Genomic DNA, 15,235 nt, shown 5'->3' with positions numbered 1-15,235 from the left:
GATTGTAACGGGTTTATTCGGATTTGCAACTGCCACATTCCCAATCGCCGTCTATGCTGATACGCGGCGATGGTGCAAACCATGTTAATATTGTGAAAAATGATTTCAGACGGCCTATTCAATCATCGGCCATATATTTTTAACTTTATTTCATTTGATAATACATGAAAAACATTGGACTTTTCGGAGGCACGTTTAATCCCATTCACAACGGCCATCTGCACATCGGGCAAGCATTTGCTGACGAAATCGGCTTAGACACGGTTATTTTTTTACCGGCAGGCGATCCTTACCACAAACCACAAAATACGCAAACGCCGGCTAAACACCGCTTTATCATGACAGAATTGGCCATTGCCGATGAACCACGTTTTGCACTCAGTGATTGCGATATGGTACGTGAAGGGGCAACCTATACCTTTGATACCGTGCAGGTTTTCCGTCAGCAATTTCCAGCCGCCACATTATGGTGGCTGTTGGGCAGTGACAGCTTGATGAAGCTGCACACTTGGAAAAAATGGCAAACCTTGGTGCAGCAAGTTAACATCGCTGTGGCTATGCGAGAAGGCGACAGTTTGAACCAAACGCCGCGTGAGCTGCACGCATGGCTGGGCGAAGCCTTGCAAAGCGGCCGCGTGCGGATTTTACAGGCGCCGTTATACAACATCAGTTCCACACAAATCCGTGCGGCTTTAGAAAACCAATCCCTTTCAGACGGCCTGATTCCGTCCTCGGTCGCGCGTTATATCCAGCAGCACGGTTTATACCGCTAAGAAGTAAAAATACTATTATTACCCTGTGGGCCGGCTGAGCAAACTCCTTGATAAAATACTGCAAAAAATAGCTTAAATTCAGCCAGATAAGCTATAATGCCGTCTGAAAAACGTAATTTAGGAATAAAATGAACGAACAAGAATTACTCGACTTGCAAAAAATGGTCGAAATCGCAGTAAACGCCTTGGAAGATGTGAAAGCTAAAGACATTTCCGTGTTGGAAACCCAAGAAAAAACCTCGCTTTTTGCGCGCATGATTGTGGCTACCGGCGACAGCACCCGCCAAGTTAAAGCCTTGGCCAACAATGTGGCGGTTGATTTGAAAGAAGCCGGTTTCGAAATTTTGAGCCAAGAAGGCGACACCGGTGAATGGACGCTGGTTGACGCCGGCGATTTGGTGGTACACATTATGTTGCCGGCTGTACGCGATTATTACGACATCGATACACTGTGGGGCGGTAAAAAGCCTGCTTTTGAAGCAGGTATGCAAAAACCTTGGCATGCGGCCGATTAATCTCTAGACCGGATTTCATTGTGAATCAGGCCGTCTGAAACGTACAGACGGCCTGAAGCCTTTGCAAAACAAGATTTGAATACAATTCGGACTTAAAGCAACACAGAAAGCGCAGACATATCAACTGCTCTAATAGACAATTTTTCAGGCAGCGCATAACGAAGGAATGTGCCAAATATGGAAATTTTGCAAAGGTCTCGGCCTGTATTTTCTCATGGATAGATACCGAACATGAACATTACTGTTTTAGCCGTCGGCACCAAAATGCCCAAATGGGTCGATGAAGCTGTCAACGAATACGCTAAACGCTTCGGTCGCGAAGTGAATTACACCTTAAAAGAAATCAAGCCCGAGAAACGCGGTGCCGGTGTGAATGCCGCGCAGGGTATGGCAGCGGAAGAAAAACGCATACTCGAAGCCATTCCACAGGGGGCATTTCTGGTGGTGTTGGATGAGCGCGGCAAAGCGCCGACTTCGGTCGAATTGGCTGAGTATCTCAAAACATGGCAGCAAAACGGCGAACATGTCTGTTTTGTGATTGGTGGTGCAGACGGCATGACCGGCCATCTCAAGCAGCAAGCGCAGCTGATGATGCGCCTGTCCAGCCTGACCATGCCCCACGGTATGGTACGCGTGCTGCTAACCGAGCAGCTTTACCGCGCCGTTTCCATTTTAAATAATCATCCGTATCACCGTGAATAAATGCTGATTTTGGGATAAACAAACTTAGGCCGTCTGTATTTCAGACGGCCTTTCTGGAAGATTGTGTTAACAAATATAAAACTATATCAATCACTTGATTTTGAAAATATTTCTGATACATTTCCATTACAAATCAAATAAACAAACCAAAAGGAACACAATCATGACCAAGACCTTATTAACAATAGGTACGCTGGCAGCATTACTGTTGAGCGCGTGCGGCGGTCAAAACGAAACCAAACCTGCTGAATCAGCACCGGCACCGGCAACGACTTCGGAAGCTCCTGCGGGCAGTGCTAAAGCTGCGGTCGAAGAGCGCGATCGCCTGATGGATATCTTTAAAGAATCTGCCGGTATCATGGGCAAAATGATTAAGGGCGAAACCGCTTATGATGCCGCAGCATTCCAAGCGGCTGCCGATACTTTGGCTGAAAATGCCGATAAACCGTGGCAGCACTATACTCAAGAGAGCGCAAAAGAAGAATCCGATGCCAAACCTGAAGTATGGAGCAAACCGGATCAATTCAAGCAAGAAGCAGACAAATTCATTGCTGCTGCTGCCGCTTTGAAAACGGCTGCTGCCGAAGGTAATTTAGATGCAGTAAAAAGACCGTTTGGCGATGTGGGTCAAAGCTGCAAATCTTGTCACGATTCTTTCCGTGTAGACGACTAATCGCTTAAAAACCACACAACAAGGCCGTCTGAAACAGAATATTAAGCTGTTTCAGACGGCCTTTCTGCATGTGCAGAATTACGGCTTGAGACCTTCGCAAAATCGCCATCTTTGGCACATTTCTTCGTTATGCGCTGCTCGAATCTGGGGGCAAAGGTCTCGGCTTCATGATGATGAAAACTAAGAGGGAATTGATGCGGAATATCTAATATCTATAGCATAATGATTTTCAATGGTTTTAAAGGCCGTCTGAACATATTGAAGCTAAAAACAATTGGATTTTTATCAAATTTAATTTCAATGTTGATGAATAAAGTGCATTATTAAATGTTAAAAATTTCATTATCTATTAATGTTTATATGCGTTAAATTCATTTATAATCATTTAAAATTTGATGTGGTACAGAACTCAGGCATATTTCAAAGTATGGCTGGAACAGTTTATTTATATGATTTTAATGTATAAAAACAAGTTTCATTTTATCAATTAGCTTTATATAACCCATAATTATCCAAGCTTTGGATAAACAAAATAAAAAATGAATTAAGAGGAACCATCATGAAAAAAAGTATTATCACCATCGCCTTGCTGGGTTTAACCGGCCATGCCGTTGCCGATGTAACCCTATACGGCGAAATCCGCAACAGCGTATTTGTAGAGAGCGTCAAGATCAAAGGCAGCAATGGTGTGACTGAAAAAGGCACCGGCACCACCATCAACGACCACTTATTCCGCATCGGTTTCAAAGGCAGCGAGAAACTGAGCGAAGATGCCAAATTGATTTGGCAGATGGAGCAACGGGTTTCGACCGTCAGCCAACACGACGGCTGGGGTACGCGCGATTCGTTTATCGGCTTGGAAGGTGGTTTCGGTAAAATCCGCGTCGGTTATTTGAGCAACCAATACAACGAAATGGTTGATTTGGATAAATGGATTTTCAACCGTGGCAGCGCCTTGGGCTTGAGCAGCTACAACCGCGAAGGCAAACGTTTGGTATCCGCACGTTACGACTCGCCAGTATTTAACGGTTTTCAAGGCATTGTGCAATATGCGCCACGCGACAACAAAAATCCGGGCGACCGTTACACTCACCAACAAGCAGCACAAGACGAACTGCTGCTCGGTTTAAACTACAAGAGTAAAAAAAGCTTTTACCAAAGCGGCCTACAGCCATAAGAAAAACAACTATACCGATGGCAACGGTAAGTTGAAAGACGGCTACATCGTCCGTATCGACGGTGGCCTGTATTTGGGTAATTTGGAAATCGGTGCCGGAGTGCAGCATGTAAAGGCAATGAAAGCGGTAATAAATATTTGAGCCTGCTGACCGGCAACCAAAAAACATTTGACGGCCAAGGCTTGTTTGCCGATAAAACTGAAGCCGTGAAAGTGACCGATGCCGCCATTGCCTTAACTTATCGTACAGGAAACCGGCAACCGCAATTGGTTTACGCGCACGGCTGGGCGGCAAAAGGCGTCAACAGCAAAGATATTTTGGTGGACAAATACGACCAAATCGTGATTGGCGGCGATTACTACATGAGCAAGCGCACGTCGATTCGCGGACAAGCCGGTTACCTGGTGATGGGGGATAAAACCCGCTTGAATGCGACCACTACCGGTAAAATCGAACACGGCGGCGTACAAATCGCGTTGCACCATAAATTCTGATTGGTTTTCAATCACGTAATCCAAAAGGCTGTTTGAAAATCTATACCCAAGATTTTTCAGACGGCCTTTTGCTGGGGTACCAACCAACAAACACAGTAAGCAGCTTACACCAGATAATAAAAATCCCTTAGCGTAAACTAAGGGATTTTTGTTGTTGGTTGCGGGAGCAGGATTCGAACCTACGACCTTCGGGTTATGAGCCCGACGAGCTACCATGCTGCTCCATCCCGCGTCAGAAGATGTAACTATACGAGAATAGGGCGGATGTGTCAAGCCTTATTTTGCTAAAAAATATTCGGGGTCATGTGGGCAAGCATGATTTTCTTCAAGCAGGCCGTCTGAAAAGTGGCAAAATGATGGCCGTAAATTGCTTGGTTTGTTTGCGCTTTTCCGCCTTTTTCAGACGGCATTTTGCTATAATCAGGCTTTATTTTCCATGATATAAGCCGAACGCTACATGTCTCAAGCCACGTTTCAACCTGATTTGTCACAAACCCTTTCTAAAGACCGCCATTTTCTGCAAACCGCCTTCAAAAACCCGAAAAAATTCGGCGGCTTGCCCAAAGTCGAAGAAAAATACCGCAAATCGCACGAAATCTATTTAAAACGCCAAGCCGCGCTGCCCAAGCTACAGTATGACGGCACACTGCCGGTGCACGAGCGTTTGAGCGACATCAAAACCGCCATCGCCAACCACCAAGTTACCATCATCTGCGGCGAAACCGGATCGGGCAAAACCACCCAACTGCCGAAAATCTGTCTCGAACTCGGGCGCGGCGCGGCGGGTTTGATCGGGCACACGCAGCCGCGCCGCCTGGCCGCGCGTTCCGTTGCCGAGCGGATTGCCGAAGAATTGGGCAGCAACATCGGCGAAACCGTCGGCTACAAAGTGCGCTTCAACGACAACACCTCGCGCGATGCCTATGTGAAACTGATGACCGACGGCATTTTGCTCGCCGAAACGCAAACCGACCGCTTCCTCACCGCCTACGACACCATCATCATCGACGAAGCGCACGAACGCAGCCTGAACATCGATTTCCTGCTGGGCTACCTGAAACAGCTCCTGCCGCGCCGCCCCGATTTAAAAGTCATCATCACCTCCGCCACCATCGACGCCGAACGGTTTTCACGCCATTTCAACAACGCGCCCGTGCTCGAAGTGAGCGGCCGCACCTTCCCCGTCGAAATCCTCTACCGCCCGCTGCATTCGCAAGACGAAGACGAGGCCGAAATCGAAATCGCCGATGCCATCGCCGATGCCGCCGATGAGTTGGCGCAATTGGGCAGCGGCGATATTTTAGTATTCCTGCCCGGCGAACGCGAAATCCGCGAAGCCGCCGAAGCCCTGCGCAAATCCCCTCTGCGCCGCCACGACGACATCCTGCCCCTGTTCGCCCGCCTGTCCAACGCCGAGCAGCACAAAATCTTCCACCCCGGCGGCACCAAACGCCGCATCGTCTTGGCTACCAACGTCGCCGAAACCTCGCTCACCGTGCCCGGCATCAAATACGTCATCGACACCGGCCTCGCCCGTGTCAAACGCTATTCCGCCCGCGCCAAAGTGGAGCAGCTGCATGTGGAAAAAATCTCCCAAGCCGCCGCCCGCCAGCGTTCCGGCCGTTGCGGCCGCGTCTCCGCCGGCGTGTGTATCCGCTTGTATTCCGAAGAAGATTTTGAACAACGCAGCGCGTTTACCGACCCCGAAATTATCCGCAGCAATCTGGCAGCAGTAATCCTGCGCATGGCCGCGCTGAAACTCGGCGATGTGGCGGCGTTTCCATTTCTTGAAGCCCCCGACCAGCGGTATATCAATGACGGGTATCAGGTGTTGTTGGAACTGGGGGCGGTGGAGGAGAATTGAAAAACAATAAAAGCACAGTTAAAAATTTGATTGGAGTTTTATATGGAAATAAAAAGACAATATCAATCTGATGATATCAAAATCCAAGCTATTTGCACTGATTATTGGGCAGTTAATGATAAACAGGAATTTATTTATACGGTTACTGCTTTGCGGCAAAAATATGAATTGAAACAAAATGAATTGCTAAATATAGCCAAGAACCATAGTAGCGTTATCTTTCAAGCAATGTGCTTTGAATGCGGGGCAGAATATATTGAGCGGCAAATCTATCAACGAAAAGATTACGATGACATACTACAGCTATTAATGCTTGATAAAACAGCTTTTATTTGCCCAATATGCCAAGTAGAAGCAGAACGCATAGCCCAGGAGCAGCAACAATTTCTAGATCAGCAACGTTATGAATATTTAGAGAAAATTCTAATAAATAGCTTGAATAATTTTCCTAATGAAGCATTTACGTTAAAACAAAAAATTTCGTTACTAGCAGCAATGCGCTTTGCTATAAACGAGGATTTTTCCTGTATCCAAGCGATAACTCATATACTTGCTGGAAAACTTACACCAAGCACAGATTTGGATAGGCAGATTATTGAGGGTTTATATCGTGTAGGATTACTGGCAATTAGTCCTAATAGCGATAAAACTGCGTTTACTTGGCAGGAGAATAGTGAATTCCACTTCAATCCATTAGGCGTAGACTGGATTGTGGTTACACCGCCTGACTGTACGTTAAGCCAATTTATCCAACAAATTGAATCGGATATTCAAAATGTTATTTTAACTGATGAAGAAGTGAACGATATTTTTGAATTGATTGAACACATCAATTTGCAAGAGTGTTTGGGCTATTTAGATTTAAAAATTGCAGAATATCATTTAAATTTTACTGCAGGTGAAAAAACGCGTTTTGTTTTGAACAAAGCACTTACCCATTTTTCGGTTTCGCAAATCTATTATTTTATTGATAAAGCCTGTCGCGATGCAGTAGCCAATTATGCACGAGGGACATACAGTAAAAAACACGCTTCCAACACATTGGGTGGCTCAATAGAACGTTTAACTGAACGTGCTGAGCAGGAAAAATGGGAACTAAAATCTTGGAATAGAACTCGTGATTTACCTCAATCGCAATTGAGTATTGTGTTATTTGATTTTATGTTACAGCTTAAGGATGGAGGGTTTACACATTCATTGACTGAATTGCGACAAATATGCGAAGTAAGATAAAGAAAGCAATCATTGTCTACCCAAAAATAGATGGGATATTGCGTAGGTCGGGCATTGATGTCTGGCGAAAACCAAGAAACAACCAACCATGTCGGGCATCAATGCCCGACCTACACATCTGTTATGCAAAACAAGAAAAGCAACATTAACACGCCGTCTGAAACCCTTTCAGGCAGCCTGAAACCTCATGCAGGCAAACCAAGCCTGTCTGAAAACCGCCCCCGCTACCGCCTGACCAAACTCGGCGAACAAATGGCGCGGTTGCCCATCGATCCGAAAATCGCCCGCATTTTGTTGGCGGCGAAAAAGCACGACTGTATGGCGGAAATCTTGGTGATTGCTTCCGCCCTCTCCATTCAAGACCCGCGCGAGCGGCCGCTCGAAGCGCGCGAAGCCGCTGCCAAGGCGCATGAGCGGTTTACCGACAAGCAGTCCGACTTTCTGGCCTATCTGAATATTTGGGATAGCTTCCAGCGCGAGCGCGATAAAGGCTTGTCAAATAAGCAATTAGTGCAGTGGTGCCACCAATATTTCTTATCGCACCTGCGGATGCGCGAATGGCGCGAGCTGCATCGCCAATTGGCCGAAATCGCCATTGAAATGGGTTTGACCAGCAAAGAACAGGCGTCCAGACGGCCGCCCGTTCAAGAGCAATTAAGGCCGTCTGAAAGCATGGGCGACCAAGATTTATCTGCCAAACTCAAGCAAAAACAACTGGATAAAAAGCAGCACCGCGCCCACATCCGCGCCGCCAAAGAAGCGGGCTACGAACAAATCCACCGCGCGCTGCTCACGGGGCTGATTGCCAACGTCGGCATGAAGTCGCCCGACGGCCACGACTACACCGGCGCGCGCGGTTCACATTTCCACCTGTTCCCCGCGTCCGCCCTGTTCAAGAGCAAGCCGAAATGGGTGATGGCGGCGGAACTCGTTGAAACAACAAGGATTTACGCGCGTGACGTGGCCGCCATCCAGCCCGAATGGATCGAGCAGGAAGCGCCGCATTTGGTGAAATATCATTATTTTGAGCCGCATTGGGAGCAGAAACGCGGCGAAGTGGTGGCCGGCGAACGGGTAACCTTTTACGGTTTAACGGTTTTGCCGCGCCGCCCCGTTGCCTACGGCCGCATCGCGCCCGAAGAAGCGCGCGAAATCTTTATCCGCGGCGCACTGGTGGCGCAGGAATGTGATTTGAAAGCCGATTTTTTCGTCCACAATAAAAAACTGATTAAGGAAATCAGCGAGTTGGAACATAAATCGCGGCGGCAGGATGTGTTGGTGGACGAAGAAGCATTGTTTAATTTTTACCATCAAAGGCTGCCTGAAATGTATGTGCCGTCTGAAACCGTAGGTCGGGCATTTATGCCTGACCTAGCCAACGCAAGCGCACAACCCCCGTCGGGTATAAATGCCCGACCTACGCCTATGCCGTCTGAAAACCCGCGTAGGGTTGGTGTCAACCCACCGTCCCAAAGCGCGGCGGAAAAGACAGAAACGGCAAATTCAAACCCGCCTCGTCAAAGGCCGTCTGAACCCCCCAAACCCCTCGCCGACATCCGCACCTTCCAAAGCTGGTTAAAGCAAGCCGAAAAAGAAAACCCGCGCCTGTTGTTTCTCAGCAAAGAAGACCTGATGCAGCACGCCGCCGCACACATCACCGAAGAACAATTTCCCAAGTTTTATAAAACACCCGACGGCAAATTCAAACTGGCCTACCGCTTTGAGCCGCACCATCCGCTTGACGGCGTAACCCTGACCCTGCCGCTCACCGTACTCAACCGCATCCACGCGCCCGCGCTTGAATGGCTGGTGCCCGGCATGGTGCGCGAAAAAATCCAGTTGCTGATTAAGGCTTTGCCCAAACAAATCCGCCGCGTGTGCGTACCCGTGCCCGAATTCGTAACGAAATTTCTCGAAAGCGAACCGAACCGCCAAGAGCCGGTTATTCCCCAGCTTGCCCGCTTTATCGCCAAAACCGCCGGCGATATGCGCCTGCTCGAACAAATCAATCTCGACGACTGGCAAGCCTTCAAACTGCCCGAACACTGCTATTTCAACCTGCGCATCATCGACGACGGCGGGCAGGAGCTGGCCATAGGCCGCAACCTGGCCGGGCTGCAACAAGAGTTAGGCCAAGCCGCCGCCGTAACCTTCCGCGACAACACCCAAGAATTCGAGCGCGACAACGTTACCGCGTGGGACATCGGTACGCTGCCCGAAAGCATCAAGTTCGCGCGCGGCAAACAGCAGCTCACAGGCTATCTCGGCCTGCAAAAACAGAAAGACGGCAGCATCGCCCTGCGCCTGTTCGACACCCCCGAAGCCGCCGCCCAAGCCCACCGACAGGGCGTGATTGCGCTCATGGCCTTGCAGCTCAAAGAGCACATGAAGGATTTAAACAAAGGTATTCAAGGGTTTACCCAAGCCGCCATGCTGCTCAAACACATTCCCGCCGACACCCTGCGCGACGACCTCACCGCCGCCATCTGCGACCGCGCCTTTATCGGCGGCGACGAATTGCCGCGCAGCGAAAAAGCCTTTAAAGAACAAATCAAACGCGCCCGCAGCCGCCTGCCCGCCGTCAAAGAAGCCGTCAGCCGCTACCTGCAGGACACCGCCGCCGCCTACGCCGAACTCAACGGCAAACTCTCCGGCGGCAAACACCCGCTCGCCCCCCTGCTGCGCGAACGCGTGCAAACCCTGCTCGGCGCAGGTTTCGCCGTCCGCACCCCGTGGCCGCAATGGCCGCGCCTGCCCGTCTACCTCCGCGCCATGACCCTGCGCATGGAAAAATACAGCAGCAACCCCGCCCGAGACGCCGCGCGCGAAGCCGAAATTCAGGAGCTGGAACAGATGTGGCAGGAAAAAACGGACAGCCTCACGCGGCAAAACCAACCCGTTTCAGACAGCCTCGCAGCGTTCAAATGGCAAATAGAGGAACTGCGTGTGTCGCTGTTCGCGCAGGAGTTGAAGACGCCGTATCCGGTGTCGGTGAAGAGGTTGTTGAAAGAGTTGGGTAAAATAAATTAAGGAAAATATTATGGCTATCGAGTTTTATCATTTTTTCAAAGACGATTGCAGTCCGTATGTAAATATTCATGATTTTGAATCAAATTTCATAAAAGAATTTGGATTTGTAAAAGATGTCGTGGTTTATATGATTCATCAACCATTTCTCAATAATGTTATTGATACGAATATTGATTTATTACTCATTGTCGCGGTTGAAAATAAAGAAAAAAATTACTATCCAATAAAAGATAAATTCTATAAAGATGCTAATGGAAACGATAGAAAAATATATCTGAATAATATCGTCATGCCAATTAAGTTTATTGATGAATTTAAATATAATTCTGTGAAAATTTATGATACAAAAGAAGAAAGAAATTATGGTGTTTGTATAGATGATGAAATTGAAACCGATTTTGCAACTGAAATTTCAACATTAAGATATGGTACAGAACAATTTTTTAAAAATGTCTTAGATAATGTTGAAATTAAGTGCTTGCCCGTTATATGGATTTTAAGTAATGTTCGTGAAAAATATTATTTTCCTACACATAATATTGTTCGAGCTTATCAATTTGGTTTTTATGAATGGGAAGCCTTTCTGAAATTTGGTTACAATAAATTTTTCAACTCTAATGCAAAATGGTCAGAGCCTAATGATGAAAAAAGTTATCAGCTACTGTTTGAAAATATGGAAAAAATCAAACAGGTTTTAGAAGATGAATCAAAAATTAGCATACTTACAAAAAAGAAAATTGACAGAATTGCTTTGCAAGATCATAAATAGTCAAATTTATGAAAAATATTTGTCACAACAAAACTCTCCGTTTGTTGATGATGAAATCTTTACCTTGGGAGGAACAACAGAAAAAGTTATTAAACTGCCTAAGCGCATTCAAGCAGATAAACAATTACAAAATAATCTTGTGATTATTCAAGGTAAAGCAGGTTCAGGAAAAACAACTGAATTATTACTCTTAATGAAAAAACAATTAGAGGCAAGTAAGCAAGTCCGTTACATCACATATAATAAACTTTTATTGCAATTTGTTTATAAATTTAAACAGTTAGCTAAATTTGAAGGCGGAACAAATTTATCCACTCGTACGATACATGGTTTTATGTACGATATTGGTATGACCATGGGTGGTGTGGTGCAAATTATGGGAAATAAACGTATAGAAGCTTTAAAGAATACCTTGGAGAAGCATATTACATTTATTCGCGATAACATCTTATCTGAATTTGAACCGTCTGAATGGGGTAGTTTGCGATCAGGCGTAGATAATCACAAATTATTTGAAATTTATGCAAAATATCAAATAAAATACCGCAATGAAATTGCTGAATTTCGTGAATTTCAAAGATTTATCGCTTCTGGGAAGATTAAATATGATATTTTAGAAAAGTATAAAAATAATCAAATTGATCGTATTTGCTCACTAGTAGGAAAGGATGTTTTTCTTTCAGACTATTATGGTGTACTTCATAATATTTATCTTTGCCTTACTGATGCAAGAAAATTTTATGATGATTATAAAGTTGGTGATTTGGATAAAGAACTTGTGGATAACATACTAAATAACAAGGCAGAGTATGATTTCAGGAATTTTGATGAATTTCAAATAATGATTAACCGTTCTCGTGGTGCATATTCAAGACATGTGCCTATGATTGATGAAGGACAAGATTTTCACCCATTAGAACGAGATATTTTATTTGAAATTTTTCACAAGAAAAATATGGTTGTAGCAACTGGCGGTAAGGAGCAACTGATTCGACATCAGCTGGAATGTGATTGGACGGTAGACAATCAAGGCAAAAAACATAATACAATAATCATTAATAAGCGGAATAAAAGTTATCGTCTCAAAAAAGGGATTGCTGATTTATGTAATAAATTAGCAAAAGCGTTTGAAATTAAATTGGATTTGGAGACTGATAATCAAGAATTGGGTCATGTAATTATCAGCTCAAATATACAAGATATTCAGAATGCTTTTGATATATTTCATAAAAATGGGGAAGTGAATTATCTTAATCCTTGTGAGAGTATCTATTTAATTATTGAAGCAGAATCAGAGATATTCAAACATCATTATGATGAGTCTGAAGTTACTTCTATTACTGAAAATGGCGTAGCTATTCAGAATAAAGTAAAATTTAAATCAGAACCTGATTTGTCTTCATGTTTAGATACTAAAGGATTGGATTTCTATTATGCGAACATGGGTAATAATTATTTTAATAAAAAATCAATTTCAAATTCTGAATATTTAGTTTCTTTTTATGAATCTTGTCGCGGTTTAGAATCTTGGTCAGTTATGTGCTTTGAGTTGGATAAATTTTATGAACGTAAAAAATCAGAAGAGGATGCACTCAATTTTTTATCTGATGATTTATTATTATCTGATGATGAAAGACGCAAACGTTATGCGATGACATGGGTCTTAATGGCTCTAACTCGTGCAATGGACGGTTTGTTTATTCATATATCTGATATGAATTCAGAATTAGGGAAAATACTATTTAATAATTAATTTTAAGTAGTCTGAAAATTCTTCAGACTACCTTTTCCTTACAATCTTATCTACATTAAATCTCCGAAGTATAAACACCTTTCGAGGTTTTGTATGTCTCCCTAAAGGCCGTCTGAAATGCCCAACGCCAAATCCTATTTTTACAATTTTCCCATACCTCCGACCCCCGCCCGCCCTAAAAACGACCGCCTTGCATTCGAAATCTTATCGGTAGTCGAAGAAATCCCTGCGGGGCGGGTGGCGACTTACGGGCAGATTGCGCGTTTGATCGGGCGGGAGAAAAACGCGCGTCTGGTGGGGAGCGTGTTGGCAAATGCGGCATTCTACGGGCGTTATCCCTGCCATCGGGTGGTGAATGCGTCGGGCAGGCTGGTGCCGGGCTGGGCGGAGCAGGCCGAGTTGCTGCGTGCGGAGGGGGTGGAATTGAAAGATGAAAACCATGTCTGCCTGAAGCGGTATCTGTGGGATTGTTAGGCGGGTAGGACGGGTATTGGCGGAACGGGCAGCAGGCCGTCTGAAAACGAAGTTTCTGCGAAGCTGGAACAGGTTTTCAGACGGCCTTTTGTGTTCTCGGCGTTTCTATGCTTTAATGCTGTATTCATTTGAAATCTCAAAAGTTTATCCAATTGCCAACTTGAATTTTGAAGGGGTTGCCCATGTCTGCCGCGATTTCCAACCGGTTTTATTCGCTCTTTGCTTCGGTGTTTTTTCTGTTTGCCGGTTTCGGTCTGTTTTTGAACTCAGCCGGGGTGAAGTTGGCGGAAATGGGGGTGGACAATATTGTTATCGGTGCATTGAATGCGGCATTTTTCGCAGGTGCGTCGCTGAGTGCAGTGGCGGGGCATAGGATTGTATCGGGGGTGGGGCATATCCGCAGCTTTAGTGTGTTCGGGGCGGTGTTTGCGATGGCCTCGCTCACGCACTTGATGACGGAAAACCTGACCGCATGGGGCGTGTTGCGTATGGTGCTGGGATTTTGCTATTTCAGTATGCTGATGATTGCGGAGAGCTGGTTTGCCGAGCAGAGCGCGCAGGAGAAGCGGGCGCGGGTATTGGCGGTTTATAATTTGGTGTATTACTTCGCATTTACGCTGGGTATCTTGCTGTTGGGTTTTAATTTGTCCAGCGACAATGTGTTCGTGTTGGGCACGCTGTTGGTGATGACGGCGATGCTGCCGGTATCGTTGACCAAGATGAAAGCGCCGCAGGTACCGTCGCGCCAGAAGATTAATGTGCCGCGCGTTTTGGCGATTGCGCCCTTGGCTTTTGTGACCGCATTTTTGGCGGGGGTGTTGGTGAACGGGCTGTTTACCATGGCTTCGGTATTTTTGTTGCTGCAGGCGTTTACCCTGCAACAGATTTCGGCGTTTTTAACATCGGCGATGGTGGGTGGCTTTGTGGTGCAGTTGCCGTTGGCACGGCTGTCGGACAAATTCGGCCGGCGCAATGCGATTTTGTGCTGCTCGGTTTTGGCTTGTGCCGCGGCTTTGAGCGGCTTGGCGGCGATGGCGATGCATGTGGCCACGCCTATGCTGCATAATGCGGTGGCGTTTATGTTCGGTTGCGGCCTGTTTGGTTTGTATGCGCTGAGTATTGCGCGTGCCAACGACCGGTTGCCGAATAATATGAATACAGTAGAAGTGAGCCGCAGCCTGCTGTTTTGCTATGGTTTGGGTTCGCTGACCGCGCCGCTGCTACTCGGTGTGGTGATGGATTATGCGCCGCATTTGGGCTTTTACGCGCTGTATGCAGTGACCGCCGGTGGTTTGGCTGCGTTTGCGTGGAAGCAGAATGTGGTGCCGGAAGAAGAACGCAGCGTGTTTGTCAACGTATCGGGTAACACGGGCGTGATGGCGGCAGATTTGGATCCGCGCAACAATGAAGAAGACGATGATTTCGATGAAGTGGTGGCGCAGGCGCATGTGGATAATTTGGACAATGTGGATATGCCGTCTGAAAACGAGCCTGATAATGAAGCGGATGTGGTGGAAACGGAAGCAGTGGCTCAGGCAGAAGAATCTGGGCAACCTCCTGCCGCGCCGCCAATTGAGTCAGCCGGTTTGGAAGCGCTTGAAGCAGATAAGCCTAATCCACAGAAGCCGCTTTAACTAAAATGCCGTTTGAAGATATTTCAGACGGCCTATGCACTCGTTACAAGATTGCACAAGATTTAGGCGATTACAACCGAAAAAGAAAGTATGGCATGACCTTATTATTATCAGCCGGTGTCGATGAAGCGGGGCGCGGCCCG

11 protein-coding genes, 1 tRNA gene and 1 pseudogene are annotated in these 15,235 nt (G+C 46.4%); 12 read left to right on the top strand and 1 reads right to left on the bottom strand.

Annotated features, from left to right (window positions below):
- The first annotated feature begins 164 nt into the window (after positions 1-164).
- From nadD to ACFPVS_RS05300, 5 genes and pseudogenes are all read left to right on the top strand, one after another.
- Positions 165-773, top strand: a complete 609-nt coding sequence (gene nadD, locus ACFPVS_RS05320) for a nicotinate-nucleotide adenylyltransferase (RefSeq protein WP_096294512.1) — start codon at positions 165-167, stop codon at positions 771-773.
- 128 nt (positions 774-901) lie between these two features.
- Positions 902-1,288, top strand: coding sequence for a ribosome silencing factor (gene rsfS / locus ACFPVS_RS05315; protein ID WP_096294513.1), 387 nt, complete (start codon positions 902-904; stop codon positions 1,286-1,288).
- Between the two features lie 231 nt (positions 1,289-1,519).
- The gene (gene rlmH, locus ACFPVS_RS05310) at positions 1,520-1,990 is read left to right on the top strand and encodes a 23S rRNA (pseudouridine(1915)-N(3))-methyltransferase RlmH (protein ID WP_096294514.1); all 471 of its coding nucleotides are present in this window, start codon (positions 1,520-1,522) and stop codon (positions 1,988-1,990) included.
- Positions 1,991-2,153: 163 nt separating this feature from the next.
- Positions 2,154-2,663 carry a c-type cytochrome gene (locus tag ACFPVS_RS05305; RefSeq protein WP_096294515.1) on the top strand — a complete coding sequence of 170 codons (510 nt, stop codon included), beginning with the start codon at positions 2,154-2,156 and terminating at the stop codon, positions 2,661-2,663.
- A gap of 559 nt (positions 2,664-3,222) precedes the next feature.
- Positions 3,223-4,335: pseudogene (locus tag ACFPVS_RS05300) on the top strand (porin).
- A 155-nt stretch (positions 4,336-4,490) separates the two neighbouring features.
- Here ACFPVS_RS05300 and ACFPVS_RS05295 read toward each other — a convergent pair.
- Positions 4,491-4,567: transfer RNA gene (locus ACFPVS_RS05295), tRNA-Met, on the bottom strand.
- Between the two features lie 225 nt (positions 4,568-4,792).
- Between ACFPVS_RS05295 and hrpA the strand changes: the two genes are divergently transcribed.
- The 7 genes from hrpA to ACFPVS_RS05260 all read left to right on the top strand — a co-directional run bounded on the left by hrpA (position 4,793) and on the right by ACFPVS_RS05260 (position 15,092).
- Positions 4,793-6,199 carry an ATP-dependent RNA helicase HrpA gene (gene hrpA / locus ACFPVS_RS05290; RefSeq protein ID WP_096294516.1) on the top strand — a complete coding sequence of 469 codons (1,407 nt, stop codon included), beginning with the start codon at positions 4,793-4,795 and terminating at the stop codon, positions 6,197-6,199.
- A gap of 42 nt (positions 6,200-6,241) precedes the next feature.
- Positions 6,242-7,432 carry a hypothetical protein gene (locus tag ACFPVS_RS05285; RefSeq protein WP_096294517.1) on the top strand — a complete coding sequence of 397 codons (1,191 nt, stop codon included), beginning with the start codon at positions 6,242-6,244 and terminating at the stop codon, positions 7,430-7,432.
- A 252-nt stretch (positions 7,433-7,684) separates the two neighbouring features.
- Positions 7,685-10,462: a DUF3418 domain-containing protein gene (locus ACFPVS_RS05280; protein ID WP_378595482.1), complete on the top strand. Its 2,778-nt coding sequence runs from the start codon at positions 7,685-7,687 to the stop codon at positions 10,460-10,462.
- 10 nt (positions 10,463-10,472) lie between these two features.
- Positions 10,473-11,231 carry a hypothetical protein gene (locus tag ACFPVS_RS05275; RefSeq protein WP_096294518.1) on the top strand — a complete coding sequence of 253 codons (759 nt, stop codon included), beginning with the start codon at positions 10,473-10,475 and terminating at the stop codon, positions 11,229-11,231.
- On the top strand, positions 11,164-12,984 hold the full coding sequence (locus tag ACFPVS_RS05270) for a hypothetical protein (protein ID WP_378595474.1): 1,821 nt from the start codon (positions 11,164-11,166) through the stop codon (positions 12,982-12,984). The genes ACFPVS_RS05275 and ACFPVS_RS05270 overlap by 68 nt, the downstream gene beginning before the upstream one ends.
- Before the next feature lie 117 nt (positions 12,985-13,101).
- On the top strand, positions 13,102-13,458 hold the full coding sequence (locus ACFPVS_RS05265) for an MGMT family protein (protein ID WP_096294521.1): 357 nt from the start codon (positions 13,102-13,104) through the stop codon (positions 13,456-13,458).
- Positions 13,459-13,640: 182 nt separating this feature from the next.
- On the top strand, positions 13,641-15,092 hold the full coding sequence (locus tag ACFPVS_RS05260; RefSeq protein ID WP_123804199.1) for an MFS transporter: 1,452 nt from the start codon (positions 13,641-13,643) through the stop codon (positions 15,090-15,092).
- Positions 15,093-15,235 lie beyond the last annotated feature (143 nt).

The sequence above is a fragment of the Neisseria weixii genome (assembly GCF_042658245.1).
GTDB lineage: Bacteria > Pseudomonadota > Gammaproteobacteria > Burkholderiales > Neisseriaceae > Neisseria > Neisseria weixii.
The sequence above is the reverse complement of the archived record's forward strand: the minus strand, read 5'-3'. Positions and strand labels throughout refer to the sequence as shown.

Coding starts and splice junctions, on each gene's coding strand:
- nadD (WP_096294512.1), top strand. CDS start 165: ATGAAAAACATTGGACTTTTCGGAGGCACGTTTAATCCCATTCACAAC.
- rsfS (WP_096294513.1), top strand. CDS start 902: ATGAACGAACAAGAATTACTCGACTTGCAAAAAATGGTCGAAATCGCA.
- rlmH (WP_096294514.1), top strand. CDS start 1,520: ATGAACATTACTGTTTTAGCCGTCGGCACCAAAATGCCCAAATGGGTC.
- ACFPVS_RS05305 (WP_096294515.1), top strand. CDS start 2,154: ATGACCAAGACCTTATTAACAATAGGTACGCTGGCAGCATTACTGTTG.
- hrpA (WP_096294516.1), top strand. CDS start 4,793: ATGTCTCAAGCCACGTTTCAACCTGATTTGTCACAAACCCTTTCTAAA.
- ACFPVS_RS05285 (WP_096294517.1), top strand. CDS start 6,242: ATGGAAATAAAAAGACAATATCAATCTGATGATATCAAAATCCAAGCT.
- ACFPVS_RS05280 (WP_378595482.1), top strand. CDS start 7,685: ATGGCGCGGTTGCCCATCGATCCGAAAATCGCCCGCATTTTGTTGGCG.
- ACFPVS_RS05275 (WP_096294518.1), top strand. CDS start 10,473: ATGGCTATCGAGTTTTATCATTTTTTCAAAGACGATTGCAGTCCGTAT.
- ACFPVS_RS05270 (WP_378595474.1), top strand. CDS start 11,164: ATGAATCAAAAATTAGCATACTTACAAAAAAGAAAATTGACAGAATTG.
- ACFPVS_RS05265 (WP_096294521.1), top strand. CDS start 13,102: ATGCCCAACGCCAAATCCTATTTTTACAATTTTCCCATACCTCCGACC.
- ACFPVS_RS05260 (WP_123804199.1), top strand. CDS start 13,641: ATGTCTGCCGCGATTTCCAACCGGTTTTATTCGCTCTTTGCTTCGGTG.